Annotated in this window: 24 protein-coding genes and 1 tRNA gene; 6 read left to right on the top strand and 19 right to left on the bottom strand. The window is 68.6% G+C overall.

Annotated elements, in window-relative coordinates; translation table 11 throughout:
* Positions 1–33 precede the first annotated feature (33 nt).
* Complete coding sequence (locus tag VFI59_02725) at positions 34–1,335, top strand: hypothetical protein (GenBank protein ID HET6712607.1); 1,302 nt, start codon at positions 34–36, stop codon at positions 1,333–1,335.
* Between the two features lie 67 nt (positions 1,336–1,402).
* Positions 1,403–1,612, top strand: a complete 210-nt coding sequence (locus VFI59_02720; GenBank protein HET6712606.1) for a hypothetical protein — start codon at positions 1,403–1,405, stop codon at positions 1,610–1,612.
* Between the two features lie 23 nt (positions 1,613–1,635).
* Here VFI59_02720 and VFI59_02715 read toward each other — a convergent pair whose 3' ends face one another.
* Entirely contained in the window at positions 1,636–2,262 is a 627-nt protein-coding gene (locus tag VFI59_02715) for a hypothetical protein (GenBank protein ID HET6712605.1), read from the bottom strand.
* A gap of 868 nt (positions 2,263–3,130) precedes the next feature.
* Between VFI59_02715 and VFI59_02710 the strand changes: the two genes are divergently transcribed.
* Complete coding sequence (locus tag VFI59_02710; protein HET6712604.1) at positions 3,131–3,913, top strand: hypothetical protein; 783 nt, start codon at positions 3,131–3,133, stop codon at positions 3,911–3,913.
* Positions 3,914–4,617: 704 nt separating this feature from the next.
* Here the strand turns inward: VFI59_02710 and VFI59_02705 are convergent.
* Positions 4,618–4,800: a hypothetical protein gene (locus VFI59_02705; protein ID HET6712603.1), complete on the bottom strand. Its 183-nt coding sequence runs from the start codon at positions 4,798–4,800 to the stop codon at positions 4,618–4,620.
* 1,764 nt (positions 4,801–6,564) lie between these two features.
* Here VFI59_02705 and VFI59_02700 point away from each other — a divergent pair.
* Positions 6,565–6,945: a VOC family protein gene (locus VFI59_02700; protein HET6712602.1), complete on the top strand. Its 381-nt coding sequence runs from the start codon at positions 6,565–6,567 to the stop codon at positions 6,943–6,945.
* Between the two features lie 389 nt (positions 6,946–7,334).
* Here the strand turns inward: VFI59_02700 and VFI59_02695 are convergent.
* Positions 7,335–7,407 (bottom strand) — tRNA-Asn (locus tag VFI59_02695).
* A gap of 113 nt (positions 7,408–7,520) precedes the next feature.
* Here VFI59_02695 and VFI59_02690 point away from each other — a divergent pair.
* Complete coding sequence (locus VFI59_02690; GenBank protein HET6712601.1) at positions 7,521–7,790, top strand: hypothetical protein; 270 nt, start codon at positions 7,521–7,523, stop codon at positions 7,788–7,790.
* Between the two features lie 29 nt (positions 7,791–7,819).
* Here VFI59_02690 and VFI59_02685 read toward each other — a convergent pair whose 3' ends face one another.
* From VFI59_02685 to VFI59_02635, 11 genes are all read right to left on the bottom strand, one after another.
* Positions 7,820–8,317 carry a prepilin-type N-terminal cleavage/methylation domain-containing protein gene (locus VFI59_02685; protein ID HET6712600.1) on the bottom strand — a complete coding sequence of 166 codons (498 nt, stop codon included), beginning with the start codon at positions 8,315–8,317 and terminating at the stop codon, positions 7,820–7,822.
* Between the two features lie 104 nt (positions 8,318–8,421).
* Complete coding sequence (rpoD, locus tag VFI59_02680) at positions 8,422–9,711, bottom strand: RNA polymerase sigma factor RpoD (protein HET6712599.1); 1,290 nt, start codon at positions 9,709–9,711, stop codon at positions 8,422–8,424.
* 140 nt (positions 9,712–9,851) lie between these two features.
* Positions 9,852–11,648, bottom strand: coding sequence for a DNA primase (gene dnaG / locus VFI59_02675; GenBank protein ID HET6712598.1), 1,797 nt, complete (start codon positions 11,646–11,648; stop codon positions 9,852–9,854).
* A gap of 28 nt (positions 11,649–11,676) precedes the next feature.
* The gene (locus tag VFI59_02670; protein HET6712597.1) at positions 11,677–12,699 is read right to left on the bottom strand and encodes a deoxyguanosinetriphosphate triphosphohydrolase; all 1,023 of its coding nucleotides are present in this window, start codon (positions 12,697–12,699) and stop codon (positions 11,677–11,679) included.
* Positions 12,700–12,786: 87 nt separating this feature from the next.
* Positions 12,787–13,395, bottom strand: a complete 609-nt coding sequence (locus tag VFI59_02665) for a YdcF family protein (protein HET6712596.1) — start codon at positions 13,393–13,395, stop codon at positions 12,787–12,789.
* 32 nt (positions 13,396–13,427) lie between these two features.
* Positions 13,428–13,814 carry a hypothetical protein gene (locus VFI59_02660; GenBank protein ID HET6712595.1) on the bottom strand — a complete coding sequence of 129 codons (387 nt, stop codon included), beginning with the start codon at positions 13,812–13,814 and terminating at the stop codon, positions 13,428–13,430.
* On the bottom strand, positions 13,811–15,103 hold the full coding sequence (locus VFI59_02655; protein ID HET6712594.1) for a hypothetical protein: 1,293 nt from the start codon (positions 15,101–15,103) through the stop codon (positions 13,811–13,813). The genes VFI59_02660 and VFI59_02655 overlap by 4 nt, the downstream gene beginning before the upstream one ends.
* A 23-nt stretch (positions 15,104–15,126) precedes the next feature.
* Positions 15,127–15,744 (bottom strand): M15 family metallopeptidase, encoded by a 618-nt coding sequence (locus VFI59_02650; protein ID HET6712593.1) that lies wholly within the window; start codon positions 15,742–15,744, stop codon positions 15,127–15,129.
* Positions 15,745–15,836: 92 nt separating this feature from the next.
* On the bottom strand, positions 15,837–18,527 hold the full coding sequence (gene ppdK, locus VFI59_02645; GenBank protein ID HET6712592.1) for a pyruvate, phosphate dikinase: 2,691 nt from the start codon (positions 18,525–18,527) through the stop codon (positions 15,837–15,839).
* A gap of 76 nt (positions 18,528–18,603) precedes the next feature.
* Positions 18,604–20,136 carry a hypothetical protein gene (locus VFI59_02640; GenBank protein ID HET6712591.1) on the bottom strand — a complete coding sequence of 511 codons (1,533 nt, stop codon included), beginning with the start codon at positions 20,134–20,136 and terminating at the stop codon, positions 18,604–18,606.
* The gene (locus VFI59_02635) at positions 20,133–20,624 is read right to left on the bottom strand and encodes a sigma-70 family RNA polymerase sigma factor (protein ID HET6712590.1); all 492 of its coding nucleotides are present in this window, start codon (positions 20,622–20,624) and stop codon (positions 20,133–20,135) included. Before VFI59_02635 ends, VFI59_02640 begins: the two co-directional genes overlap by 4 nt.
* 95 nt (positions 20,625–20,719) lie before the next feature.
* Between VFI59_02635 and VFI59_02630 the strand changes: the two genes are divergently transcribed.
* Positions 20,720–21,214, top strand: coding sequence for a cyclic nucleotide-binding domain-containing protein (locus VFI59_02630; GenBank protein HET6712589.1), 495 nt, complete (start codon positions 20,720–20,722; stop codon positions 21,212–21,214).
* Positions 21,215–21,222: 8 nt separating this feature from the next.
* Here VFI59_02630 and VFI59_02625 read toward each other — a convergent pair whose 3' ends face one another.
* The 5 genes from VFI59_02625 to recO all read right to left on the bottom strand — a co-directional run bounded on the left by VFI59_02625 (position 21,223) and on the right by recO (position 25,708).
* Positions 21,223–22,584, bottom strand: coding sequence for a hypothetical protein (locus tag VFI59_02625; GenBank protein ID HET6712588.1), 1,362 nt, complete (start codon positions 22,582–22,584; stop codon positions 21,223–21,225).
* Positions 22,581–22,790 carry a hypothetical protein gene (locus VFI59_02620; protein HET6712587.1) on the bottom strand — a complete coding sequence of 70 codons (210 nt, stop codon included), beginning with the start codon at positions 22,788–22,790 and terminating at the stop codon, positions 22,581–22,583. The genes VFI59_02625 and VFI59_02620 overlap by 4 nt, the downstream gene beginning before the upstream one ends.
* Positions 22,787–24,100, bottom strand: coding sequence for a glycine--tRNA ligase (locus tag VFI59_02615; protein ID HET6712586.1), 1,314 nt, complete (start codon positions 24,098–24,100; stop codon positions 22,787–22,789). The genes VFI59_02620 and VFI59_02615 overlap by 4 nt, the downstream gene beginning before the upstream one ends.
* 130 nt (positions 24,101–24,230) lie before the next feature.
* Complete coding sequence (locus tag VFI59_02610; GenBank protein HET6712585.1) at positions 24,231–24,971, bottom strand: isoprenyl transferase; 741 nt, start codon at positions 24,969–24,971, stop codon at positions 24,231–24,233.
* Positions 24,968–25,708 carry a DNA repair protein RecO gene (gene recO, locus VFI59_02605; GenBank protein ID HET6712584.1) on the bottom strand — a complete coding sequence of 247 codons (741 nt, stop codon included), beginning with the start codon at positions 25,706–25,708 and terminating at the stop codon, positions 24,968–24,970. Before recO ends, VFI59_02610 begins: the two co-directional genes overlap by 4 nt.
* Positions 25,709–25,753: the final 45 nt, after the last annotated feature.

Genomic DNA, 25,753 nt, shown 5'->3' with positions numbered 1-25,753 from the left:
GCACGTTCCCGCTCCCTACGATAGCGTCGGTCGATGGCCACTCTCCCCTCGCGGTGGATGCTCCTCGCGCCATGCCTCGCCATCGTCGCCGGAGGCTGCTCGATCACGTTCGGGGAGCGGGGCGGGGCGGAACCACCAACCAGTCAGCCCCCCGCATCGATCTCGCCCGACGATGACCCCTCACCCACCGCAGCGCTCGTCAGCGCTCCCGGCCGCCTCGCGGTCGTCGGCGCCGACGGCTCGCTGGCCACGATGCGTGCGGACGGGTCCGATCGCGTCGATGTCTCGACCGGTGCCGGACCGTCCCTCCAGCCGACCTGGTCGCCCGACGGCGACCGGCTGGCGTGGGTCGTGCAGGAAACCAGCGGGGACGGGGTCTCGGGGGCGATCGTCGTGGCCGGCCCCCGCGGCGAGGATCCGACGGTGACCCCTACGCCCTTCCTTCCCTACTACCTCGCGTGGGATCCGACCGGGGAACGGGTGGCGTTCCTCGGTGCGGGGGGCGACCCCGCCGCGCCGGTGGAGATGGGGGTGCTCGACCTGACCAGCGACCGTGCGAAGGCCCGGGCCATCGCCGGGGGTGAGCCGTTCTTCTACTTCGTCTGGGCCCCCGACGGGCGGGGGGTCCTCGCCCACGCCGGGTTCGACCGGCTCGAGGAGATCGACCTCGCAGGGCGTGCCACCAGCGTCACCGACCGACCCGGTCTGTTCGCCGCACCTGCCTGGAGCGTCGACGGCAAGACGCTCGTGTATGCCGAACGTGTCGGAGGCGGGTCACAGCGGCTGGTCGCGGTCGTGGATGACGGGCCGCCCCGCGTCCTGTTCGAAGGGGAGGGAGCCCTCTCGTTCGTGCTGCGACCCGACGGCGGCGCGGTCGCCTACCAGCTCCTCGGCGAGGGGGACGGCGACTTCTTCGATCGACGCGCGACCCAACCGGGCGACGGCGTGCGTGTCGTCGACGTGCGCACCGGCCGGACCCGGATGGCCACCTCGATCCGTGCGATGACGTTCTGGTGGAGCCCCGACGGGGAGCGACTGCTCGCGCTGGCGCCCGAGCCCGAGTCGTCCGGAGCGATCCCGTTCCTCTGGCAGGTCTGGGAGGACGGCCGCGTGGTCGACGCCAGGGGGCGGCACTCACCCACGATCGAGGTGCTGCGCGACTACGCGCCGTTCTTCACACAGTACGCCCACAGCGCCACGCCGTGGGCGCCGGACGGTTCGGCGTTCGCCTACCCGGCGGAGGGTGAGGACGGCACGGGACGGATCGTCGTGCAAGAGGTCGGCGGGCGACCCACGGCCATCGGTGAAGGCGTCTACGTCGTTTGGTCGCCGTGACCATGTCCATGCGACGGACCGAGGGGATCCATGGTAGGAACGGCTCCCGAGCGATGAGGAGGCACCGATGACGACCATCCCGCCCAGCATGTGGCAGGACCCCGAGGCCTTCGAGCACCGAGAGGTCGAGGAGGCCGAACACGACCACCACCCCGACCACGACCACGAGCACGGCGAGGGCTGCGGTCACGAGGCCGTTCCCCACGACGACCACGTCGACTACGTGCACGACGGGCATCGCCACTGGTTCCACCACGGACACTGGGACGAGCACTAGACGATCCAGGTCGTCGAGGGCGATCAGGTTTGACCCGGCGGGCCGCCGGGTGGTGGGCCACCGCCGGGTGGATCCCCGGGTGGGCCACCGCCGGGTGGATCGCTCGGAGAAGCCGACGGCGACGGTGACGGCGATGGGGATGGCTCGGGCGAGGGCTCCGGCGAAGGAGAGGGGTCGGGCGTCGGCGAAGGATCGGGCCCGGGGCTGGGATCGTCTCCTGGATCCGGCTCGGCGCTCGGATCCGTGCCCGGATCGACTGACGAGCCGCCCGGGCTCGACGCGTTGGAAGGGGTGCCGGTGCCGCTGGATCCTTCGACGCCGTCGGCGCGGCGGCCCTCTGAGGATGACATCGTGGGGGCCTGTGGCGCCATCAGCTGCGCTGATCTCGGGGCAGTCGTCGGCTGATCGACCAGGTCGCCCTCCCCCTCGGCGCCCGGATCGACGACATCGGGAGCGGTGGGCCACTGGGCGACCGCTGCGAGACCGACCACCACGAGGGCGGCGGTGGACAGGCCGACCTTCAGGCCCTGACCGACGCCGGGGCCGCGCAACACGCGCCTGATCACAACCCACGCGATCAGTCCGCCGGCCCCAATGAGCAGCGCGAACGTCAACGCGTCGGCGAGGATGGCGAGGTCTTGGGTGGACATGGCTCGTCTCGTGGCGGATGTCGGGCGAGCGGATCGATCCGTGCGATCCCCTGATCGATTCGTGGTCAACCTCAGGGTACCCGTCTCGGGCCGCACCGGGGCGGAGGCACGAGACCCCGATCCTGAAACACGCGTCGCGATGTGACCCTTCGAGGACGTCCTCACGCCCGAGGGCGTGGCTCTTCGGCGGGACGGTTCTCGGCACCGAGACGTCGCACACGCGTTCGGCACGCGCCTCCCTGTGGGCCGCCAACGAGAAGGGCGACTTCGACACCGCGACGATACGGTCGACGGCCTCCACGGGATCCTCGGTACGTCGTCCCGAGACGTGGAGGTTGAGGTCACGGGCTCGGCCGCCCTGTTCTCGGACCGCCCCGCGGGCCTGTCGCATGCTCGAACACTCTCATCTGTCCCGCGTCACGAAGCTGGCCGCGTCCGATCGAGTGCGAGGGCAGGCGCGGGTGCGCCGACGCCGTCGGTCGAATTGGGGCTGCACAATCGGTCGTCCGGGCCACTGCGCAGCGCGTGCGCTCGTGGCAGGCTCTGGGAGTCGTCTGGGAGAGCGTCCGGGGGGAATGCTCTCCGAACGGCGGCGCCGAGAGGCTGCGGGGTCTTCCGGACTGCCTCACCGCCCTGCGGTCGCTCGGTCTGTTCACGACGTGCGGACGGCGGGACGGCCCTCCGGAGCCACGCAGTTCTTCGGGCCTGCGAGATCTCCTCCCCCCGGCGTCGGAGGGTCGCCCCGTCCAATCATCACGATCCGGGCAGCGTGGTCAGGTCCTCGACGCACAGAGGCGAGACACCTTTCGGCCTGAGTGACCCACCTGGGTCTACCGGCCGGCCAAGGCAACCCGAGGAGGAGAACGTGGTGGACCACGCCGATCCGCTCGCAGAGTTCGTGGAGAGGGTGAGGAACGTCTACCTGCCCACCTACATCGCGAATCTCGATCGGAGGTACATCGGCCGTGTGGTGCCCGGCCTCCCGTTGAGCTTCAACCCGGACGAGATCAAGACGAGCGCTGTGACCGCGGCGGGTTTCCTTCGGGCCGTGGAGGAAGGACCCGTCGAGCGTAGACCGACCTCGTTCGGTCTCCCGAAGGACTGGCCGAAAGGCCGCTGTGCCCTCTTCGACAGGCCGACCTCGAAAGGGCGCCTCCCGTTCCTCAACGAGGGGCCGCTCGACGTCGCCGCGGCCGGTCTGCTTGCCCTCGATCTCGGCTGGCCCGAAGAGCGGCTCGGCTTCCGGACCCGGCCCGAGTACTTCGGAATCTCGGCGTACGGTCCGCAGGATGACCCGATGACGAAGGATCAGCTCGTGATCGCCGGTGAGACGAAGTGGAAGCAGTCGGAGGTGGACGAGCTCGTGGAGGACATCCCTGAATGTAGCGGGCTCGGTGCGCACGACAAGGAGAAGTGCAGCGTCACGCTGAGGCGCCGGAGCGGCAACCACCACAACAAGTACAGGGGGCTGGTCAAGATGCACCCTCAGTTCCTGTGGCTCATCGGTCCGGACGAGCGTCACGTGTTCCGGCTCGAGTACAGGGGCTCGAAGCGGGTCGTGCTCGTTCCCGAGCCCGAGGACGCACTGCGATGCGATGTCGCTGCGGACATGCCGGGGGTGACTGTTCCGGCGTCGGCACCGCCCCCTTGAACATCGGATCGAGAGTCGCAGGTGCCGATCTCGCCGTGCCCCGCCGATGGAGTCCTCCTCGCCTCCCCGCGTATCACGAGGTGGGCAACAGCGGTTCGAGTCGGCGGGAGCCCGTAGACCAACCGCGGCAAGCTTAGACGTTCGGCCGATGTTTCTGGTCCCCCAGATGCCCTACGGTCGGGGTCTATGCAGACGCGCCCTTCTGAACAGACCGTGCTCCTCCCCCCCGCCGACCCGCGTCGAGTCCTCTGCACGGTGTGTGATCACACGGAGTTCGTTCACGGCGACTTCGAGGCTCGCAGGTGTCTCTACTCCGAGTGCGGCTGCAGCGGGTTCACACTGGCCCCATCTGACTCGAAGTGATCGGACGACGACTCGGGAGACTCGGTCACTCGGGTGGTGCACCAGGATCGCCGGCACGGGCCAGGCTATCCCGACATCCGGACGCGACATGCGGAGGGGTTACACGACGCAGAGGTCAGGTCTATCCTGCAGGGACCGACGCAGCTCCGAATCGGTCGGACCTTACAATCTGCAGAAGCCGGGGTCCGCGACCTAGGACACCCGTCGGAACGTAGAGGCCCCCGCGCTTTCGGTTCCCCGTAGCCCGGGGGTCGCTGCGCGTCTCGACCCCGGTCCTCGACGCGGCACGTGACCGCGCGGGTCAGGTCCTCGGCCACCCGCTCGTCGAGCCCGTCCAGATGTCAGCCGGCGACGGCATCAGACACACGGGCATCGCCGGTGATGATTGGGGACGGTCTGAACCCCTTGACGACGCAGTAGATGCCGAGCGACAGCTCCCAGAGGAACTCGGGGATGGTCGCGATCCCCTGGAGCGCATCGCCCCGCTCGAAGAGGCCGAGCATGATGGCGATCCCCGAGAGCATGACCAGCGGCCCTCCGATGAGCCCAGCATCGCCATGCCTCGCGGCACCAATCCGGTCCGGTACATCAGGTAGCCTAGGATTAGGCCGTTCGCGAGGCCGGCGAAGAACCCCGGCCCGACCAGGAACGACCGATCGTGGATCGAGAGGAGCACCTGGCCGAGAGCGGCGTCCCCGATCCTCGGGGAGTCCTCCCGAAGGAACAAGATCGCGAGGATGCTGATGATGCCGATGGCGATGAACATGGCCTCGACGAGACGAGCGGAGACGTAGGCGACCGCACCTGTTTCGCTGAAGCGCTTCATGATCGGGAACAGCACCACGGCGGTGCCGACGTTGGCGATGATGAGGAACACCTCGGACACAGCTCCCAAGCCCACGATCGTGGACTCGTCCGCGCCGGCCCCGGTGATGTAGTTCGGCTCATCCAGCATGGCGCAGCGCTGGCAGGACGCCGAGATCGACTTCGCGATGGCTTCAGCGGCCCGAGGCGCGGAGGGCTGTGTAGGCGATTGCGGCAACCGCCCAGACGATCAAGAGCAATCGCGCGGCGTGGATCGCGGAGAGAGGCGGAAACGGGAGTTCCATCCGACAAGCGTATGAATGGGCTTGAATCGGCTGAAGGGCCTACTTCCCTACGTCAGGTGAGGCAGTGCTTCCCGATTTCAAGCCTGCCTTTTGGCGGGGCTGACAACGCGAGGTTACGACTCAGTGTGGCACTTGCGCTATGCACCACCCGCTGCGCGGCTGTCTGGACACCCGTGGTGGTGGCGCCGCCCGCGGGCGACCACGAGCTGGCGCTCCCGGTCTGGTTCGACGAGGGCGGCCCGGTGGCGGCTGCAGGGCTGACGGCCTGGGACGACACCTGGCAAGCGGACGTCTTCGCCGTGCCGGCGATCGTCGACGAGGAAGACGTCTGGGCTGGATGTTGGAAGAGACGTCTATCGATCGGCTGCTCATTCGACCAGCCCCGCACGAACAGTGCGGGCAGTAACGCTGCTGGTCCGACGCATGAGCCCCGCCACTCATCGGCCCGCCGTCTCTGCGCGTCGTGGGTCTCGACGGCGACGTCTTCTCCCCCACCGGGCCCATCCATTCCCAGCGCATCATCGACTGCTTCGAGCGGCTGCGCGACAGTTTTCTCGCCGAGAATCCCGGTGTTCAGTGGTTGGGCCTTCTACTCCACCCGCCACACCGCGATCACCGGATGGGTCCGTGGGCATCTCCCCCGAGATGGTTCACAAGAGGGCCCGGCCATGGCTCCTTCGCCTTCACGATCAGCCGCTGCTACCCCCCACCCGCAATGACGCCGAGGAAGCCGCCGCGAAGCTGGGCCAGGACTTGGTACGTCCAAGCATTCCGGGCAGCCATCCGACCCAACGCCTTCGAACGGCGGTGTCGAAGCAAGAGTCGTATTGAACCCGGATAGAGCGTCGTACGCCTCACGCGTGCGAGGGTTGATCTTCTCGGCGTGAGTCCGATGGTGTTCCCCCTGCCGGACCGCACAGCCATGCTGCTTCTCGAGATCGACGACACCTCCCACTCCCCGGATATGATGTCGCAGTTCTCCGGGCTGCGGAACGAGGAGGTCGCCGGGCAGCGGGTCGGTGACGTCGTCCTGAGTGATGACGTCGGGTGTTGAGATCCGTATCCGGGGAGGCAAGGGACTTCCGGCCGGCTGATCCTGAGCTTTGGCAACCCTGAGAGGCGCCAACGTGAGACCGAATACCTGCCATTGAGGGCAAGCCATGGGCAGAAGGGAGCGACATGTTCGAACGTATCGATGCGACGGCGATGCTGGCGACGCACGATCTGGACGGGGCTCGCGCCTTCTACTCGGACGTGCTGGGGTTCGCGGTGCGCGATGACTCAGGCGATGGCATCGTCGCATTCGAGAGCGGTGCAACCCCGATCGCGCTCTACGAATCCGATTACGCCGGAACGAACCAAGCCAACGCATTGGCGTGGTCGGTCGGCGACGCCTTCGACAGCATCGTGCAGACGCTCCGTGACCGCGGGGTCGTATTCGAGCGATACGACGACCTGCCGGGGCTGCGGCGCGAGGGTGATGTGCACGTGGCCGAAGGCTTCAAGGCGGCGTGGTTCAAGGACCCCGACGGAAACATCCTCCACATCAACGGCCGGTAGGCCGGCGACGTCCGCGTGGACGACGGTGCAAGTGGGTCACTCCGTCTCGAGGCGGGAGTCTCGAGCCTTGTTTGCGGACCACCGCTTGGCGATCAGACGGGCTCGGTCGGGCGAGTGCAGAACTGGGACGTCAGGAGGTCGTCGCGGAGCGTTGGCGGGATGTCGCTAGCAGTCAATGACTCGGACGATCAGCCCCGCCATGAACTCGCCGCGCGTCTGGCGACCTTCGCCTGCCTTGCCGCCCTCCGATCCCGTGCGTCGTTGGGGGGCCTATTGTTCGCTCTTGGCATCCACAGGGGGCAGGATTCTACGCACCTCTTGTCACCGTTCAGTCACAGCGCAGGATCGTTGACTCCGACGCTGCGACGCATCGCCGCAGGTCCGAAGTGCTCCGGGGGTGGGACTCGAACCCACAACCTACGGATTAACAGTCCGCCGCTCTGCCGGTTGAGCTACCCCGGAAAGTGGAGCGTCGGGCAGTCTACCAGTGGCCCTCTCGCCGGCCGGTACGCGGACCACCGCGCAACGGTAGGCTGTCCCATCACCCGATCCCCGTCGTCAGGAAGGATCACCGCATGAAGCTCCGTTCGCTCGTGCTCGTGGCCGCAGGCATCGGCATCGGTTACACGATCGCCCAGAAGATGCACGAGGACGACCCCGAGGTCGTGCGAGGTCCACAGCGGAAGTCGGCGAAATCACCTGGGCTGCAACTCGTCACGGGCCAGGCGCAGCGGATCGCCGACCAGGCGAGCGTGCGCAGTCTCGAGGCGATCCGGCGGGCGCGGGGGGCGATCCGCACGCGCTTGGGCGAGAACGAAACCTTCGACGACGCTGCCTGGAACTGACGATCGGTCCGGCGACTCCTTCGCTCGGGTCAGCCGGCGGGCCAGCGGATCAGGAAGCTGAGCGAACCATGCCGATCCGCCCTGCAGTCCGCCGCCGCGACGCCGTCATCGACAGCGAACCCGATCCCAACGCCCCCGATCCAATCGCGGATGAAGAAGCACCTGCCCGTTTCGCTATAGACAGCGGCCACGAACGTGTTTCCCGTGGCGGTGGGGTCGGGGAAGACGCTGGCGGAACCCGGGCCGGAGCTGTTGATGGCCTGGGGAACCGCGTCTAACGAAGGCTCGGCCGCCATGAGCTCCGTCGGCGTGGCGTTCGCGTACGTCGCGTGATCGGTGAAGACGACCCGCGCGATCTCGAGTGTCGTGGCAGCCATCTGCTTCGCGGCGGAATCGCTGGCTCGCTTCTTCACGCCGATGAATGTGCTCACGGACATGAGCAAGAGGACGGCCAGGATCGTGACCACGACCATCAGCTCGATCAGTGTGAACCCGTCTTCGTCGTGAAGATCCGACATCCGGATCATGGCGCTCCCCGTCCTCGAGGCGCCGGGCCGTCCAACGCCCACCGTGAGGAGCATCGGAGTCCATCCGGGAACCACTTGAGTCCGCCCGGCGGGCGCCGCGTACCCTATTCGAGGTAATCGCGGAGCTTCTGCGAGCGGCTCGGGTGGCGCAGCTTCGACAGCGTCTTCGACTCGATCTGGCGGATGCGCTCACGCGTGACACCGAACTCGCGGCCGACCTCTTCCAGCGTGCGCGGGTGACCGTCGACGAGACCGAACCGCAGCTGGATCACCTTCTTCTCTCGCTCGGAGAGGGTGTGCAGGACCGACTCGAGCTGCTCCTGCAGCAGGATGAAGCTCGCCGCGTCGACCGGTACGACGGCGTCGGCGTCCTCGATGAAGTCGCCGAGGTGAGAATCCTCCTCCTCACCGATCGGCGTCTCGAGCGAGACGGGCTCCTGCGACACCTTCTGGATCTCGCGCACCTTCTCGGCGCTGATGCCCATGTTCCTGCCGATCTCGTCGGGCGTCGGCTCACGTCCGAGGTCCTGCAGCAGCTGGCGCTGCACGCGCACGAGCTTGTTGATCGTCTCGACCATGTGCACCGGGATGCGGATCGTGCGCGCCTGGTCGGCGATCGCGCGAGTGATCGCCTGGCGGATCCACCACGTCGCGTACGTCGAGAACTTGAAGCCCTTCGCGTAGTCGAACTTCTCGACCGCGCGGATCAGGCCGAGGTTGCCTTCCTGGATCAGGTCGAGGAAGAGCATGCCGCGCCCGACGTAGCGCTTGGCGATGCTGACGACCAGGCGCAGGTTCGCTTCGATCAGCTTGCGCTTGGCCAGCTGACCGTCGCGCTCGACCCGGTGCAGCCACGCCTGCAACTCGTCGTCGCTCTTCGGCCGGTAGCTCTTCGCGATCTTCTCGCGACCGATGCCTTCGACCTTGCCGAACGCGCTGAGCTGATGGTCGCGGATCTCCCAGACCTTGGTCACGCAGACCTTCAGGTCGTGGGGATCGACCTTGGCCTCGTCCTCGTCGCGCAGCTGGACCTGCAGCGCCGTCGACATCTCGCCTGCCTCGATACGGCGGGCGAGATCGATCTCCTGCGGAGCGTTCAGCAGGGGGACCTTGCCGATCTCCTTCAGGTACATGCGCACCGGGTCGTTGGTCGGCGCCTTCAGCAGGTCGACCTCGATGCGCACCTGGGTCGCGGCGTCGGTCTCCTCGCCGGGGACCTCGATCACCTCGATGCCCTCGGTCGTGAGGTGGTCGCCGACCTGGGTGAGGAACTCCTCCACCTGCTCGGGGGTGAAGTCGTCGACCGGGACCGCTTCGAGGAGGTCCTCGGACGTGACGAAGCCACGCTCACGCCCTTTGGCGGTGATCGACTCCTTGACCTCGTCGAGGCTCAACGGGGGTTCATCGCGGGCCGGAACAGCCAACAGGTCTCCTCGGGAGTGGTCGGATGGGGGTTCGGCACGACGACTCAGTGTACGGAACGCAGAACGCGGCGACCCTTCCGCACCGAACGACCGTGCGGCGAGGATCTCGATCAGACGGCGCTGCGGATTCCTTGGCGCAACCGACGGAGCTCGCCGTCGATCGCGACCAGCCTGGCGAAGAGTTCGTCGTAGCCATCGTCGGTGGTCGGGTTCAGCTTCTGGAGCTGCATGCGCAGGGCGTCGCTCTGATGCTTGAGCGCGAACTCTTGGAGTCGCGACCAGACCGAGAGGACGTAGTCGGGACCTCCGTCACCGTCGAGCGGCTCCACCGCGAGGGAGCTGAGCAGTGCACCTAGCCGCTCGTCATCGCCTCCGGCGACGACCGAGGCATCGCCGCCCGCCTCCCGCAGCGCCGCGAGCGCCCTGCGCGCCGCCGCGCCGCGGAAGTGCTCGTCGGTGAGCCGAGGAGCGTACTCGTCGTAGACGACACGGTCGCGCACGAGCAGTTTCAGCATCTCGCGCTCGACCTTGTCACGAGCACTCATCCGTCGAGGCGTCTCGACGACCACCTCGCTCGAACGCCCGTGACGACGGGCGTCGAGCGCCTGCACGACCGAGAACTCGGTCACCCCCGCGAGGTCGGCGACGAGATGCGCGTACTCGCTGCGACGGACCGGGTCGCCGAGTCCCTCGATGAGAGGCATCGCGTCGGCCACGGCCCGCGATTGCCCTTCCACGCTCGAGAGATCGTGGCGGCCGATCGTGCGCCGCACCATGTACTCCACGAGGGGCCGGGCTCCTCTCGCCGCCTCGCGGACCGCGTCGGCGCCGTGCTTCTCGACGAAGTCCGCCGGATCGAGGCCGTCCGGCATGATCATCACCACCGTCTGCACCGACGGGAATCGCTCCTGGAATTCGGCCGCACGCTCGGCCGCGCGGGCGCCCGCCTCGTCGGAGTCGAACGCCATGACCGCCCGCTGGGTGAACCGAGCGAGCTGCCGGAAGTGCCCTTCCCCCAGCGCCGTACCGCAGGTCGCGACCGTGTTCTCGATGCCCGCCTGCGAGAACCCGATCACATCGGTATACCCCTCGACCACGAACACCTCGCCCCTCTTCGCGATCGCCGCGCGAGCCCGATGCAGGTTGTAGAGGACCTCGTGCTTCTTGTAGATCGGCGTCTCGGCGGTGTTCAGGTACTTGGCCTGCTCGCCAGCGCGTGGATCGTTCGGCAGGATGCGGGCGCCGAACCCGATGCCGTGGCCCTGCAGGTCGTGGATCGGGAAGATCAGCCGTCCACGGAACCGGTCTCGCACCGTGCCGTCGTCACCCCGCGTCGCGAGGCCCGCCTCGAGCAGGATCTCCGGGCTCAGATCGCGCGCCTGGGAGAGCCGCCGCAGTAGGAAGTCGGGATACCCGGGGGCGTATCCGACGCCGAACATCTCGACAGCCTCGGCCGAGATGCCACGCTCGGTGACGTATGCTCGGGCATCCTGGGCTTCCTTGCCGTCGGCCAGCATGCGTGCGTAGAGCTCGGCGGCCTGCTCGTTGGCGCGGAACAGGGCCTGCCGGCGGGCGGCGGCCCGCCGGGCTTCGGGCGAATCGCCCTCGTACCGCAGGTGGACCCCCGCCTGCTGCGCGAGGCGCTCGACCGCCTCGACGTAGCTCAGATGCTCGAGCTCTCGCACGAAGCGGATCGCATCGCCGCCCGCGCCGCAGCCGTGGCAGTAGTACAGCTGCTTCGACGGCGAGATGCCGAACGACGGCGTCTTCTCCTGGTGGAACGGACAGAGCCCGACCATGCGGTCGGCGCCCGCCTTCTTGAGCGTGAGGTACTGCGACGCCAGCTGCACCAGGTCGGTGCGTTCCTTCACCGCCTGGATGTCGTCGTCACGGATGCGTCCGGCCAACGGTTCCTTCCCCTGCTCGCACGGGCGCCTAGAGGTCCCGGTCGAGCAGCCAGCCCCGGGGAAGGAAGAGCCGCTCGTACGTGCGGATCGCGTAGCGATCGGTCATGCCCGAGATGTAGTCGGCCACGTGGGTCGCCAGGTCGCCGGGCGCCCCATGGTACTCCGACGGCATCTCGTCGGGGTGATCGAGGAAGTAGCCGAACAGGTCACGGATCAGCTTCGTCGCGCGCTCGTGGTCGTCGCGCGCGCTCTCGCCCAGGTAGACCTCGCTGAACATGAAGTCGCGCAGGGCGTCGAGCGCAGCGAACACGGGAGCCGAGAGCGCGATCTCGTCGCGGTCGTCGCTCTGGGCGACGAGGTCGCTGACGAGCGTGTCGATGCGGTCTGAGTGCGTGGCCCCGAGCACGCGGACCGCGTCGGCCGGCAGCTCCCTCTCCTCGAGCACCCCGGCCCGGACGGCGTCGTCGATGTCGTGGTTGATGTAGGCGATGCGGTCGGCGAACCGCACGAGCTGCGCCTCGAGGGTGGCGGGCATCGGCGTGGACCACGGGTGGTGCACGATGCCGTCGCGTACCTCCCAGGTCAGGTTCAACCCCGTGCCGTCGTTCTCCAGGTGCTCGACGATGCGCAGCGACTGCTCGTTGTGACGGAACGGCCGCCCGAGGAAAGGGGTGAGCGCCTGCTCGCCGAGATGGCCGAACGGGGTGTGTCCGAGGTCGTGTCCGAGTGCGATCGCCTCGGTGAGGTCCTCGTTCACCCGCAGCGCCCTGGCGCACGTGCGGGCGATCTGGGAGACGTCGAGCGTGTGCGTGAGCCGCACGCGATAGTGGTCGCCCTGGGGCGCGAGGAATACCTGCGTCTTGTGCTTCAGCCGCCGGAACGCCTTGGAGTGCAGGATGCGGTCACGATCGCGCTGGAACACGGTGCGGATGCGGTCGAGCGGCTCGTCGCGATCTCGACCCTTCGTCTCGGCGGCCAGCACGGCGCGCGGCGAGAGCATCTCTCGTTCGAGCTGCTCGGTGCGCTCCCGGGGGGTCGGTGCGGCGCTCACGCGCCCATCGTAGCGGCGACGAGCGACAGCTCTCCCGGATGACGGTGACCCCGGTTCGACGCTGCGCCGAGGCTCGGTCGATGCCCGTCAGTGCCCGGTCACGAGGTAGTACAGGTATGCGAACGTCTCGCGTGCGTAGCCGGGCAGGCGTGTCTCCTCGGTGCGTGCGGCCGACGTCCAGGTGGCCGAGGCATGCCCGTCGATCCCCAGATCGGCCGCCATGGCCTGGATGCGGGCGTTGTGCCACGGATCGGAGACGAGGAACGCGGTCGAGAGGCCACGATCGCGCATCGCACCAGACGCCGCTCGCAGGCTCGTGTACGACGAGTCACCCACCGGCAGCGGAACGACGGCGGCGGCAGGCACCCCTCGGGCGACCAGGTAGTCGCGGCCGGCCTCCGCTTCGGTCGTGCGATCGCCCGGCTGGTTCGCGCCTAGGACGAAGACGGTGCCGGCGCGGCCCTGCTCGAAGAGCAGGGCCGCGTGATCGAGGCGGCCGGCGAACACCGGAGACGGCGTGCCGTCGTACTGTGCGGCGCCCAGCACCACGATCGCGTCCACGCGATCGTGATCGCGCGCGTCGTCGTGATGGGCTTCACGCCAGACCGTGACGGCGCTGAAGGACAGGGCGACGACGGAGGCCACGGCCAGCAGGGAGACCACGGCGAGGAACGGATGGCTTCGGACGAGGCGCACCACCCAAGGCTAGCAACGCCTCCCCCTCCGGCTCAGTCCGTACACAGGATCGTCACGGACGCCGTGAGCAGCACCGGCTCCCCTGTGTCGCTCACGAGACGTTCCGCCTCGACGGGTGACTGTGCGATCGCGCCGATCACGTATCCCTCACCGGCCGCCGCCGGCAGACCCTCGAAGCAGGAGACGGGCGACACGACCAGGGCCGGCCCGAGGGAGTCGCGCACGCGTCGCGTCAGGGCATCGAGATCGTCGGCCCGGGGAGCCGCCTCGATCACCGAGAGCCATCGCTCGTCGGCTGCCGGCGGAACGGACGGAAGAGCCGAGGGTTCCGTCGTCTCACCTCCGCCTCCGCACCCGGCGAGCGCGATCACCACGATCAGCAGGAGACCGGCGAGGTGGATGAGCCGGCTCGTCGTCATGGCGTCACGATCCAGCTGTTCGCCGCGTACCCCGGCAGCCGCTCGCGGAAGGCCGCCAGGGCAGCCGTCGGGTCGGCGTCGACAGGCAGGTGGAGCAGCGCCCCATAGACCCCGGGTCGGATCGCCAACGGGGCGACCGACGAGTCGACGACGTCGACCCGGGAGTCCGGGTACACGGCCATGATCGACGCGGCGACGGCCTCGGCCTCGCCGGTGGTCATGAAGTCTCCGACGATGACCGCCACTTCCTCGGTGTGATCCAGCGTCGGCGTGTCGAGCTCCGGCCAGTCACCCCGAGGGGGAACGTGCACACCGTGGCCGGAACGCCGATCGGGGTCGACCGCGTCGGGTGGATCGGCCATGACCGCTCCGCACCCGATCGTCCGGCCGGCGACCGTCAACAGGAGTCGGTTGTGTTCGGGATCGGGCACGTTCCAGACCAGATCGCCTCGTCGAACTCCCGCCAAGTATCGCTCGCCGGGCAGCCGTCGCGCTCGGTGCACGATCCCCGGTTCGGATCGCCAGAGCTCGAACCGTGGCTCGCCCGTTGCCGAGCCGCGAGCGCTGACACGGACGAAGGACAGCGTGCCGTCGGCGACGATCGGGGTTCGGATCGTCACCCAGCGGTCGCCGCTCGCCCGGAACGAGGTGACCCGTCGCCACCCACCGCCGTCGAGACCGGTGACCCAGAGATCGTCGTACCGGCCGCCTTCGGGGGCGTTGCGAGACGGCCGAGCAGCGACCGCCACAGCCAGCCTGGTCGGCGAGAGGAACACCGGCGAGAAGACCGTGCCGCCGGAGACCGGCCCATCGACCCTGACGATGCGCCCGCCGTCGTGAGGCAGGATGGCCACGCCCCCGCCCGTCGCCCAGGCGAGATCGCCGTCGGGAGACCACGCCGGGTGCGTCGCTTCGGCGTGCACGGGGATGCGGCGCGTGCCGAAGCGTGTGACCACCACGACCTCGTCGGTGCCTGGACGATCGACGACGTACGCGGTGCCGAGCCCTCGTGCGGTCGCCACGTGCCGGATCGTCTCGCCCTCCGCGACCCGGGCGGGCAAGGACCGGCCCGCCGTCGCCGAGACGAGGGTGCCCCCGGCCACGGCCCAGACACCTCGACCCGTCGCGAGGCCGGGCGCCTCGCCTCGGGCGAACACCGGGAGTGGCCTGCACCCCGCCGTGCCCGGCGCCCGCGCCGGAGCGGCCGAGTCGCCGCGTTCCTGACCGCTGACCAGTCCGGCGCCCACCGCGATCATCGCGGTCAGGCCGATCACGAGCTTCCTCACCATTGCTGCCTCCTCCGACCGAACGCTCAATAGTTGGTGACGTACTGGAAGTGCATGGGGTCGGGCGCCGAGTCCCAGTTGAGCCCCCAGAAGAAGCGATGCCCTGGGAACCCGCCTCGCCAGACGTCGGGGATGTACGTGCCGTGGTTCTGGCCGTCGAAACCACGGCCGTTCCAGTGGTCCTGGTAGCGCGGATTGCGCTGCCAGTTCGTGTCGACGGCGGCTCCCCAGGAGTGAACCGACCAGGACGTCGATCCGTCGATCAGCCGGCAGTTGTACGCGCCGATGCCCGGGTACAGGGCGCCGTCACGATGCGCGGCGTTGATGTGGTTGCGGATGTTGAACCCGATGTTGCGGGCAAGGTACGTGTGGTACTCGACGTACGCGCCGGCACCGAACGGATCCCAATCTGCGTGCGGCCACCACGATCGGGCGTTGTTCGCCCGGTTGCTGCACCGGTCTCCGAAGACGTCGTTCAGCTCCGACAGCCCGCTCGGCCTCGGTGGGATGCCGTCCTTCGAGTGGTCGTGCGACCAGTCGGACATATGACCCGCCACGGCCGCGGTCCCGGTGTACAGCGAGAGCCCGACCGCGGCGACGAGGGCGAGCCATACGGCGCTCGTACGGATCGACGAGCCCTGCATGCGAACCACCTCCTGCTCGGGGGAGGTGGGAGGAGCGCAGAGACTAGTGGGTCGGGCCCGATCGTTCGGTGACGCCGATCACGCCGCGGCGTCTACTTCGACGCGACCTCCGCCTCGCCGACCGCCGCCTGTCCGGCCGCGAGGCGCGCCGTCTCGACCCGGAACGGCGAGCAGCTTACGTAGTCGAGCCCGAGGTCGTGGCAGAACACCACGCTCGCCGGGTCGCCCCCGTGCTCGCCGCAGATGCCGAGGTGCAGCGACGGGTTCGCTCCCTTCCCGGCCTCGACGGCGGTGCGCATGAGCGACCCCACGCCCGGCCGGTCGATCGTCACGAAGGGGTTGGCGGGCACGAGCTTGCGCTCCTCGTACATGCCGACGAACTTGCCGATGTCGTCACGGCTGAACCCGAACGCGGTCTGCGTGAGGTCGTTCGTGCCGAACGAGAAGAACTCGGCCGTCTCGGCGATCTCGCCCGCCGTCACCGCGGCCCGAGGCAACTCGATCATCGTGCCCCACTCGAGGTGGTCGAGCGTGACCTCCTCGCGCTCGAGGATCTCGGTCGCCACCGGCTCGAGCTCGGCGCGCATCTGCGACAGCTCCGGGGCCGTCGCCACGAGCGGGATCATGATCTCCACCTTCGGGTCGGCTCCCGCCCGCTTGACCTCGACCGCCGCCTCGACGATCGCCCGCACCTGCATCGCGTAGAGCCCGGGCTTGACGATGCCGAGGCGTACCCCTCGGAGACCGAGCATCGGGTTCGTCTCGTGCAGCTCGTTCACCTTCTGCAGTACGCGCTCCTGCTCGGCGACGTCGTTGCCGTTCGCCTTACCCAGGGCCACGTCGACGGCGAGCTCGACCTGATCGGGCAGGAACTCGTGCAAGGGCGGATCGAGCAGCCGCACGGTGACCGGCAGGCCGCTCATCGCCGTGAAGATGCCGACGAAGTCGCCGCGCTGCAGCGGCAGCAGGGTGTCGTAGGCGGCCTGTTCCTCTTCGGCGCTCTCCGCGAAGATCATCTGTCGCACCGCCAGCACGCGTTCCTCACCGAGGAACATGTGCTCGGTGCGGCACAAGCCGATCCCCTCGGCCCCGCGATCGCGGGCGTTCACCGACTGATCGGGCGTATCCGCGTTCGCCCGCACCCTCAGCCGGCGGCGCTCGTCGGCCACCGCCATCAGGCGTTCGAACGATCTCCAGAGGGTTTCCTCGCGGGCCTCGGCGTCGCCCTGGCGGGCCCGCTCGAGCAGCGACTCCTGAAGAGGAAGCTCGCCGACGAACACGTGACCGGTGAAGCCGTCGATCGTGATCGTGTCGCCCTGACGCACGATCGTGCCGTTGGCGTTGAACTCACCGTCGGCCACACGGAGCTTGATCGCGTCGGCGCCGCAGACCGCCGGGATACCTTCTCCGCGCGCGACGACGGCCGCGTGCGAGTTCGTTCCGCCCGCGCTCGTGAGGATGCCCTGGGCCGCGATCATGCCGTGGTAGTCGTCGGGGGTGGTCTCCCGGCGCACGAGGATGACCCGCTCCCCGGCCTGTCCGCGAGCCTGCGCATCATCGGCCGTGAACACCACCGCGCCGGTCGCGGCGCCGGGCGAGGCGTTGAGCCCGGTTGCGATCGGGGTCGCACCGGTCGCGTCGACCCTGCGCTTGAACAGCTCCTCGAGCCTGTTCGCGTCGACCCGCAGCAGCGCCTCGGCCTCGTCGATCAGGCTCTCCTCGAGCATGTCGTAGGCCATCACCCACTCGCCGAACGCGGTGCGCTTGCCGACCCGGGTCTGCAGGATCCAGAGTCGGCCCTTCTCGATCGTGAACTCGATGTCGCACATGTCCCGGTAGTGCTGCTCGAGCGTGTGCATCACGTCGCGCAGCTGTGCGTACGACGTCGGGTCGACATGCTCGAGGTCGGCGAGCGGCAGGGTGTTGCGGATGCCGGCGACCACGTCCTCCCCTTGCGCGTTGCCCAAGTAGTCGCCGTAGGGGACCTTCTCGCCCGTGGCCGGGTCGCGCGTGAACGCGACGCCGGTGCCCGAGTCGTCGCCGCGGTTCCCGAAGACCATCGACTGCACGTTCACCGCAGTCCCGAGGGTGTCGGAGATCTTGTTCTGGCGCCTGTAGTCGATCGCGCGCTTGCCGTTCCAGCTCTTGAAGACGGCCTCGATCGCGAGACGCATCTGCTCCCGGGGATCGATCGGGAAGTCCTGGCCCGTGTGCTCGTGGTAGATGCCGAGGAACTCGCCCGTGAGCTGCTCGAGGTCGTCGGCGTCGAGGTCGGTGTCGGTCGCCCCCTCGCCCTTCCGCTCCTTCGCGTTGTCGAGAGCTTCCTCGAACGCGTCGCCGGGCACGTCCATCACGATCTTGCCGAACATCTGGATGAACCGCCGATACGCGTCCCGTGCGAACCGCACGTCGCCGCCCGACTGCTCGGCGAGACCCTTCATCGACTCCTCGTTGAGCCCCAGGTTCAGGACCGTGTCCATCATGCCGGGCATCGAGAACTTGGCGCCAGAACGCACGCTCACGAGCAGCGGGTCGGAAGGATCGCCGAGCCGCTTGCCCATCGAGGACTCGAGTGTCTGCACGTGCTGTTCGACCTCGTCCATCGATCCGGAGGGGAAGCCGCCCTCGGCCAAATAGCTCAGGCACGCCTCGGTGGTGATCGTGAACCCGTGGGGAACGGGCAGCCCCATGTTCGTCATCTCGGCGAGGTTGGCTCCCTTCCCGCCGAGCAGGTCCTTCATGTCCTTGTTGCCTTCAGAGAAGTCGTAGACGTACTTGGTCACGGCATGCCTCCGGCACGGTCGATGCGGTTCGGAGCCGCCAGTCTACGGCGAGGTCGCGACGCTTCCGCGGAAAAGCTCAATAGCAGAGCTGGCGGACGATCGGTCCGTCGACCCGGAAGAGGCTGACCTGCTCATCGGTCGAGCTCACATACCTGGCCTCATCAGGTTCGACCAGCGTGATCGTGCCGATGTCGCTGTTGATCGCAGAGTCGGGCTTACGGTCCGGCATCACGTAGACGGGCTCCCAGAAGCTGCCGTCGAAGTCGACCAGCCAGTCGAGCCCGCAGTGGGGCACCTCGAATCGGTAGATGGCGCCGCGCTCGGCGGGCCCTGACCGTGGCCAGAAGCGATAGCCGCGCTCGTCGCTCACGAATTCCGACCGGTAGTCGTCGCGGATCGGAGGAGGGAGCTCGGTGAGCTGCTGTTCCGGGTCGAACGCCAACGAATCGAGGACCCTCCACGCCGCGGCCGACCGAGCTGGGTCCCGGTAGGCTTCCTCACCCATCGCCACGAATGCGTAGAAGTCTCTGCCCGACGGACGGTCCGAGAACGGGATCCACCATGCGCGGAGCCCCTCGATCGCCATCGACGTGCCTTCCAAGCATGCCTCGTCGCCGGAGGGGCAACCCGTGCCCGGACCGAAGCCCGACGGCCGGGTCGGGAAGTCCAGACCCCCCGAGCGCCCGACTCGTTCCTGCACCGTGAGGAACACGTCGCCCGGGCCGATGTCGGCGATCGCATTTCCGGGGAGGACCGCCTCGGTGGGTGCCGTGCCGCCGGGTCGAAGCGGGAACGTTCCGATCGACAGGATCTCGCGAGGATCGAAGAGATCCGGCGCCAGGCTCTCGTCTGCGCTCGTCCACCCTGTCGGGTACTCCACCCGGAAAGCGTTCCGCCCGAGGTTCTGGTAGGTGATCGTCGGCGTGACCTCTGTGGGGTTCGGGCGCGACTCGACGAGGCGGACACCCCGCGCGACCTGTAAGCCGTCTTCCACGGCCGCTCTGCTCGCGTTTGGGCCGTGCCAAAGGTAGACACGGGCGCACCCGGTCGTTCCGCAGAGCTTCCCGTCGCGCCAGGTCCAGCCGACATTGGCGTCGTCATCGCGCTCAGCTCCCAACACGAGCGTCGTCGGCTCGGCGGCGCCCGTTCCGACGAACGGATCAACGAACACGATCACGTCGGAATCGGGGACGTCCGGTGGGAGCTCAGACGCGACCGATTGGACCCCGCGCAGATCGGCAGAGGAGTCGGTCACCAGGCTCGTGCGGAGTCCTTGGACGATATCCCGAGGGCCTCCGACTGATCGCGTCGCGAACACACGCCAGCCGTCGGGGACCGGCATCGTCCAGCGGTAGTCCGGCGACGCGAACGTCCTGGACGCGCGGGCTCCCGCGATACTGCCGTCTGCTTCCTTGCCGACCTGGGTTGCCGCGAGCCCGACCGCCGCGATGAAGACCACGACGGTGAGCAGGGCCGCAGAGAGCACGGCGAGTCGCCGGCTCGTCCCCCTGCGCATCAGCAGCCCGGGGTCGGGCGACCGCGGCCGGAGGTCGGTCACCGCGTCCTCAAGGGCTGCCCCGAGGGGCTCGTCGCGGTCGTCGGTCTTCATGCTTCCGGCTCCTTCACGCCGAGCGTCTCGCGCAGAGACGCGCGGCCACGCGCCACGTGCACGCGTACCGTGCTCGCGCTCAAGCCGAGCATCGAAGCCACCTCGTCGGTCTCGAACCCTGCCCAGTCGCGCAGAGTGACCGCCTGCCGCTGGCGGAGCGAGAGTCGGGCGAGGGCAGCGAACACCTCGGCGCGATCGAGCGCCGTGCCTGTCTCGTCACGACTCGATGGACGCTCGACCACGTCGCCGACGACTTCCCGGCGAGCCCGGGTCCGTCGCTTCGAGCAGAGCCGCATCGCCGTCGTGTACACGTATCCGCCTGCGTGGTCGTCGTCGTGCATCTGTCCCCACCGTGGCCACGATCGCGAGAACGCCTCTGCCGCGATCTCTTCTGCGGCGGCCACGTCGAGGGTCACGAGGGCGCACGCCCGCACCAACTGCGGATATCTCGCCCGGAAGAACCGCTCGAAGCCCTCACGGTCGGCCACCACACGGTTCTATCCCGACGATCGCCTATGCGCTTACAGCGAGAGGGAAAGATCGCATCGAGTTGTGCTCGCGGACTTGGGACTAAGCTCCGGCCATGGATCGGGCCGCGACCGTCGCAGCTCTGTCGCACGTCGAGCTCTTCCGGGGAGTCGGCGACGTCACCCTCGGTCACGTCGCCGACATCTCCTCCGAGTGGTCGATCCCACTCGGGCAGCACGTCTACTTCGCGGGGGACCTCGCGACCGAGTTCTACGTCGTCGTCACCGGCCGGGTGCGGGCGTTCATCCCAGGTTACGGAGAAGAGATGACGGTGACGATCGTCGAGCCGGGGCAGCTCTTCGGCGAGATGGCGCTGCTCGACGGGGGTCCGCGCGCCGCGACCGCGATCGCGATCGAGCCGACCGTGCTGCTCGAGGTCGACCGTGCTCGCTGGCTGACGCTCGCCTCCGAGGATCCCGCGCTCACCCATCGGGTCCTCGCGGCACTGGGAGCCTCGGTCCGCACGTACGCGAGCCACATCGTCGACTTCCAGTTCCTCGACCTCGAGATCCCCGACGTGCCCCCTCCGCCGATCTCCGACACCGCCTAGGCGACCCTTCAAACGTCGGCGTCGGCGGCACCCGCAAGCGCGGCGCGAACCTGAGCGTCGCCGGTGGTCGCGATCGCCATGGTGACCCGCGTGGCGCTCGGTCGACCGACGATCCCCGGGGCGTCGTCCGCGGCGAACCACTCCCTCGCCGCCTGCTCGAACGCGTCGGCGTCGGCCCTCGAGTCCCATGCCGTCGCGAGGACGACCGCTGCGTCGTCGCCGTCGGTGAACGCGCGGTAGAGGCCGCCGTCCCAGCCTGCAGCAGCTGCATCGGCGGTGGCTGATTCGAGGCGCAGGCCCAACATCGCCGCCAGCCAGGCCTCCCCCACCTGCATCACGTCGAGGTCGCCCCAGCCGTCGCCGAGCTCGCTCGAGAGGTCGGGGACGTCGACCGGCGACGGACGATCCGACGGGTAGCGCTCGGGGTGCAGGATCTGCTCGGTGGTGAGAGGAAACGTGCGGAGCGCCTCGTCGATCTCGGCGACGCCGCCGTTCGCGTCGAGCTGGGTGATGAAGCTCTGCCCGGCGGCGTAGGGCCACAGCTGGAGCTCGGCGACGAACGGCGGCACCGCGTCGGGCATGCCGCCACCTCCGTCGAGCCCGGAGAAGTCGCCGTCGGCTGGCGGGAACTCGAACAGGACCCTGATCGAGAAGAACTGGGCGCTCCCCTCGACGGCGCCGAGGGCCGCCTGGAACGCTTCGTCACGGCAGGCGGCTGCGACCTCGTCGATGCGCGCGAGGTCGAAGTGCTGGTCATCGATCGCGTGTGTCAGCTCGTGGGCCAGCGTCACTCGTTCCAGGAGGTCGAGATCGCCGTCGGCTCTGTAGACCAGCTCGCCGTCGAGCGGGTTGTAGAACCCCACCACCTGGCCCGTCTGGTACGCGAGCAGCGCGTCGCGGATCGAGCCCGTATCGGGCAGCACCCCGATCGTCTGCCAGGCGACGGAGCGCCGGTCGTAGAACTCCTTCGGATACGTCTCGTCGAATGCCCCTTCCAGCTTCGCCGCGATCTCGTCGGCGCTGACCGGTTGCACGACGACGTCGCGGAGGAACTCCCGCTCCCGGACCTGCTCGACCTGCGCCTCCAACTCCTCGACGTCGGCCGGCGTGTCGGCCGGTGCGCCGTCGTCATCGGTGCCGGTGGGGGTGGGGCCGACACAGAGTGCCCGCATCGCCCCGAGGGCACGCTCCTCGCCGGTGTGCACGGGGTCGACGGTGAGGCCGGTGCGACCGGCTGCCTCGCTCGGACCGCCGACCGCCGATCCCGACGCTTGGGGGGATCCGATCTCGATGCTGATGCCGTCGCCCGAGCATGCCGCCGCCACCGTCGCGAGGACGGCGACGATCGCAGCGAGGCGCGCGCGCCTCACGACCGCCTCGGCACGAGCACGCTCAGCACGGCGAGCACGACCGCGCCAGCGGACAGCGCGATCGAGGCCCACAGCAGGCCGCTCTCGCGTAGGAACTCTCTCGCCGCGATGCCCAGCAGGACGCCGGCCGCGAGCATCGCCACGAACCCTGCGGCGTACAGCACCATCGAGCCGCGCGGCCGGGGGGTCGGTGCCTCGTCGTTCACAGACGCTCCCGCAGGTACGCCACCAGGCCGTCGATCGCGACGCGATCCTGCTGCATCGTGTCGCGCTCTCGCACCGTCACCTGGCGGTCGTCGAGCGAGTCGAAGTCGACGGTCACGCAGAACGGCGTGCCGACCTCGTCCTGCCGTCGGTACCGGCGCCCGATCGCTCCGGCGTCGTCGTACTGGGTGATCCATTCGGGCTTGACCAGGTCGTGCACGAGGCGGGCCTCGGGCACGAGCTTCTCGTTGCGCGACAACGGCAACACGGCCACCTTGATCGGCGCGAGGTCGCGGTGCAGCCCCAGCACCGTGCGCTTGTCGGTGTCGCCCTTCGCGGTTGGCACCTCCTCGACGCGATACGCGTCGAGCAGGAACACGAGCAGCGCCCGATCGACGCCCACGGCCGGCTCGACCACGTACGGCAGGTACCGCGATTCCTGCTCCTGATCGAAGTACGTGAGGTCCTCGCCGCTTGCGGACTGGTGCGCGTTCAGGTCGTAGTCCGTGCGGTTCGCGATGCCCTCGAGCTCCTGCCAGCCGAACGGGAACTCGTACTCGACGTCGGTGGCCGCCTTCGCGTAGTGCGCGAGCTCTTCCGCGTCGTGCGGGCGCAGCTGCAGCTTCTCCTTCGACACCCCGAGCTCGAGGTACCAGTTCAGACGCTGCTCGACCCAGTACTCGAACCACTCCTCGTCGCTGCCGGGCTCGACGAAGAACTCCATCTCCATCTGCTCGAACTCGCGCGTGCGGAAGATGAAGTTCCCCGGCGTGATCTCGTTGCGGAATGACTTCCCGATCTGGGCGATGCCGAACGGGAGCTTCTTGCGAGACACGGTCTGGATCGCCGAGAAGTTCACGAACATGCCCTGGGCCGTCTCGGGACGCAGATACGCGACGGCGTCGTCGTCCTCGATCGGGCCGAGGAACGTCTTCAGCATCAGGTTGAACTGCTTCGGCTCGGTGAACTCGGCCCCACCACAGTTCGGACACGTCACGATGCCGTTCGCATCGGCCGCGAGGTGATCCTCACGCCAGCGCTGGTGGCAATTCGTGCATTCGACGAGCGGGTCGTGGAACGTGTCGAGGTGTCCGCTCGCCTGCCAGACACGGGGGCTCGTGATCACCGCGGCCTCGACGCCGACGACGTCGTCGCGCAGTTGCACGGTCGAGCGCCACCAGGCGTTGCGGATGTTCCGCCGCAGCTCGACCCCGAGGGGGCCGTAGTCCCACGACGAGCGCAACCCGCCGTAGATCTCCGCGGACTGGAACGCGATGCCCCGGCGCTTCGCGAGGCTGGTGACGGCCTCCATGAGGTCGGTCATCGGTGCGGGTCTCCCTTCTCCCGGCCGCTGGCGGCGGCCGCTGGCGTGGAGACCATCGTACCGGTGTCCCGCACACGGACCCGGACCGCAACGGGAACGTCACGACCGCGCCGTTCGGTCAGTCGTCCTCGCGCAGCGCCCCGAACCGACGGGTGCGCTTCTGGAAGTCGCGGATCGCCTCGAAGAGCGTCTCGCGCGTGAAGTCCGGCCAGAAGACGGGCGTGAACCACAGTTCGGAGTACGCGACCTCCCACAGCAGGAAGTTCGAGATGCGCTCCTCGCCGCTCGTGCGGATCAGCAGGTCGGGTTCAGGCATGTCGGCGTGGTACAGGCGCTTGGCGATCTCGCGCTCGTTCACCTTCTCGGGCTTGAGCGTGCCGTCCCGGACGTCACGCGCCAGGTCCTTCACCGCATCGACGATCTCCGCTCGGCCTCCGTAGTTGAACGCGATCGTGAGCGTCATGCCCGTGTTGTCACGCGTGAGCTGCTCGGAGATTCGCATCTCCTTCAGCACGCTGCGCGGCATGCGCCAGTCGCGCCGGCCGGCCCATCGGATGCGCACGTTCATGCCGTTGAGCTCGTCGCGACGGCGCCGCAGCAGATCGCGGTTGAAGTTCATCAGGTAGAGCACCTCGGGCTGGGGGCGCTTCCAGTTCTCGGTGCTGAACGCGTAGACCGTGAGCCATCGCACGCCGACCTCGTTCGCGCCCTTCACGGTGTCCCAGAGGGCCTCCTCACCGGCGCCGTGGCCCTCGGTACGGGCCAGCCCTCGCTGCTGCGCCCACCGGCCGTTGCCGTCCATCACGATCGCGACGTGCTCGGGCACGCGCGAGCGATCGATGTCGAGCAGGAAGCTCATGTCGCCGTCCTCACCAGCATCGGCACCGATTTCATCCGCCGCTCCAGGTGGTACTCGGCGAAGCCGTACAGCAGGCTTCGGGTCTCCTTGCGCACGCGGGGATCGGGTTCCAGCACGGCTCCCGCGTCACCCAGATCGGCGAGTGCCAGCGTCGCGAGGTACTCGAGCGCCGCTCGGGAGCACGGACCGGCGCCCTGCTCGGCGCATCGTGCGCAGACGGCGCCGCCGAGCCCGGCGTTCCACAGCTGCGGATCGCGGTCGCCGCAGACGGCACATGCGGTGAGCGAGGGGTGGAACCCCGAGAGCGACAGCAGCTTCAGCATGAAGGACTCGGCAACGGCTGCCGGGTCGCCCGGCCCCGCGTCGAGCGCGCGGCAGCCCGCGAGCAGCAACAGGGTGAGACGCACGTTCCGCTCGTGTTCCTCGGCGACCCGGTCGACCGCCTCGAGCATCGTCTCGCCTGCGGCGAACCGCGCGAGGTCCTCGCGGATCCTCATGTGCGGCGCGATGATCTCGGCCTGGGTCACGGTGTCCAGCGCGCCGCGTCCCCGGTACAGCATCAGGTCGACGTGGGTGAACGGCTCGAGCCGCGCGCCGAAGCGGCTCTTCGTCTTGCGGATGCCCTTGGCCACCGCGCGCACCTTGCCGGTGCCTTGGGTCATGACGGTGACGATCTTGTCGGCCTCGCCGAGCTTGTACGAGCGCAGGACGATGCCCTGTTCCTTGTAGGGCGGCATCCGCGAATCGTAGCGCCCGCACCCTCGCCAACACCCCAGCGGAAG

Source organism: Actinomycetota bacterium (assembly GCA_035697485.1).
In the GTDB taxonomy this organism is placed as follows: domain Bacteria; phylum Actinomycetota; class UBA4738; order UBA4738; family HRBIN12; genus JAOUEA01.
Note: the sequence above shows the minus strand (reverse complement) of the source record. Positions and strands in the feature narration are given on the sequence as shown.

Excerpts from the sequence above, each read along its gene's own strand:
- VFI59_02615 (HET6712586.1), bottom strand. The coding sequence starts at position 24,100 with ATGGAGGCCGTCACCAGCCTCGCGAAGCGCCGGGGCATCGCGTTCCAG.
- VFI59_02700 (HET6712602.1), top strand. The coding sequence starts at position 6,565 with ATGTTCGAACGTATCGATGCGACGGCGATGCTGGCGACGCACGATCTG.
- recO (HET6712584.1), bottom strand. The coding sequence starts at position 25,708 with ATGCCGCCCTACAAGGAACAGGGCATCGTCCTGCGCTCGTACAAGCTC.
- VFI59_02660 (HET6712595.1), bottom strand. The coding sequence starts at position 13,814 with ATGACGACGAGCCGGCTCATCCACCTCGCCGGTCTCCTGCTGATCGTG.
- VFI59_02725 (HET6712607.1), top strand. The coding sequence starts at position 34 with ATGGCCACTCTCCCCTCGCGGTGGATGCTCCTCGCGCCATGCCTCGCC.
- VFI59_02650 (HET6712593.1), bottom strand. The coding sequence starts at position 15,744 with ATGCAGGGCTCGTCGATCCGTACGAGCGCCGTATGGCTCGCCCTCGTC.
- VFI59_02720 (HET6712606.1), top strand. The coding sequence starts at position 1,403 with ATGACGACCATCCCGCCCAGCATGTGGCAGGACCCCGAGGCCTTCGAG.
- VFI59_02690 (HET6712601.1), top strand. The coding sequence starts at position 7,521 with ATGAAGCTCCGTTCGCTCGTGCTCGTGGCCGCAGGCATCGGCATCGGT.
- VFI59_02715 (HET6712605.1), bottom strand. The coding sequence starts at position 2,262 with ATGTCCACCCAAGACCTCGCCATCCTCGCCGACGCGTTGACGTTCGCG.
- VFI59_02630 (HET6712589.1), top strand. The coding sequence starts at position 20,720 with ATGGATCGGGCCGCGACCGTCGCAGCTCTGTCGCACGTCGAGCTCTTC.
- VFI59_02610 (HET6712585.1), bottom strand. The coding sequence starts at position 24,971 with ATGAGCTTCCTGCTCGACATCGATCGCTCGCGCGTGCCCGAGCACGTC.
- VFI59_02655 (HET6712594.1), bottom strand. The coding sequence starts at position 15,103 with ATGGTGAGGAAGCTCGTGATCGGCCTGACCGCGATGATCGCGGTGGGC.
- VFI59_02640 (HET6712591.1), bottom strand. The coding sequence starts at position 20,136 with ATGAAGACCGACGACCGCGACGAGCCCCTCGGGGCAGCCCTTGAGGAC.
- VFI59_02705 (HET6712603.1), bottom strand. The coding sequence starts at position 4,800 with ATGCTCTCGGGGATCGCCATCATGCTCGGCCTCTTCGAGCGGGGCGAT.
- VFI59_02685 (HET6712600.1), bottom strand. The coding sequence starts at position 8,317 with ATGATCCGGATGTCGGATCTTCACGACGAAGACGGGTTCACACTGATC.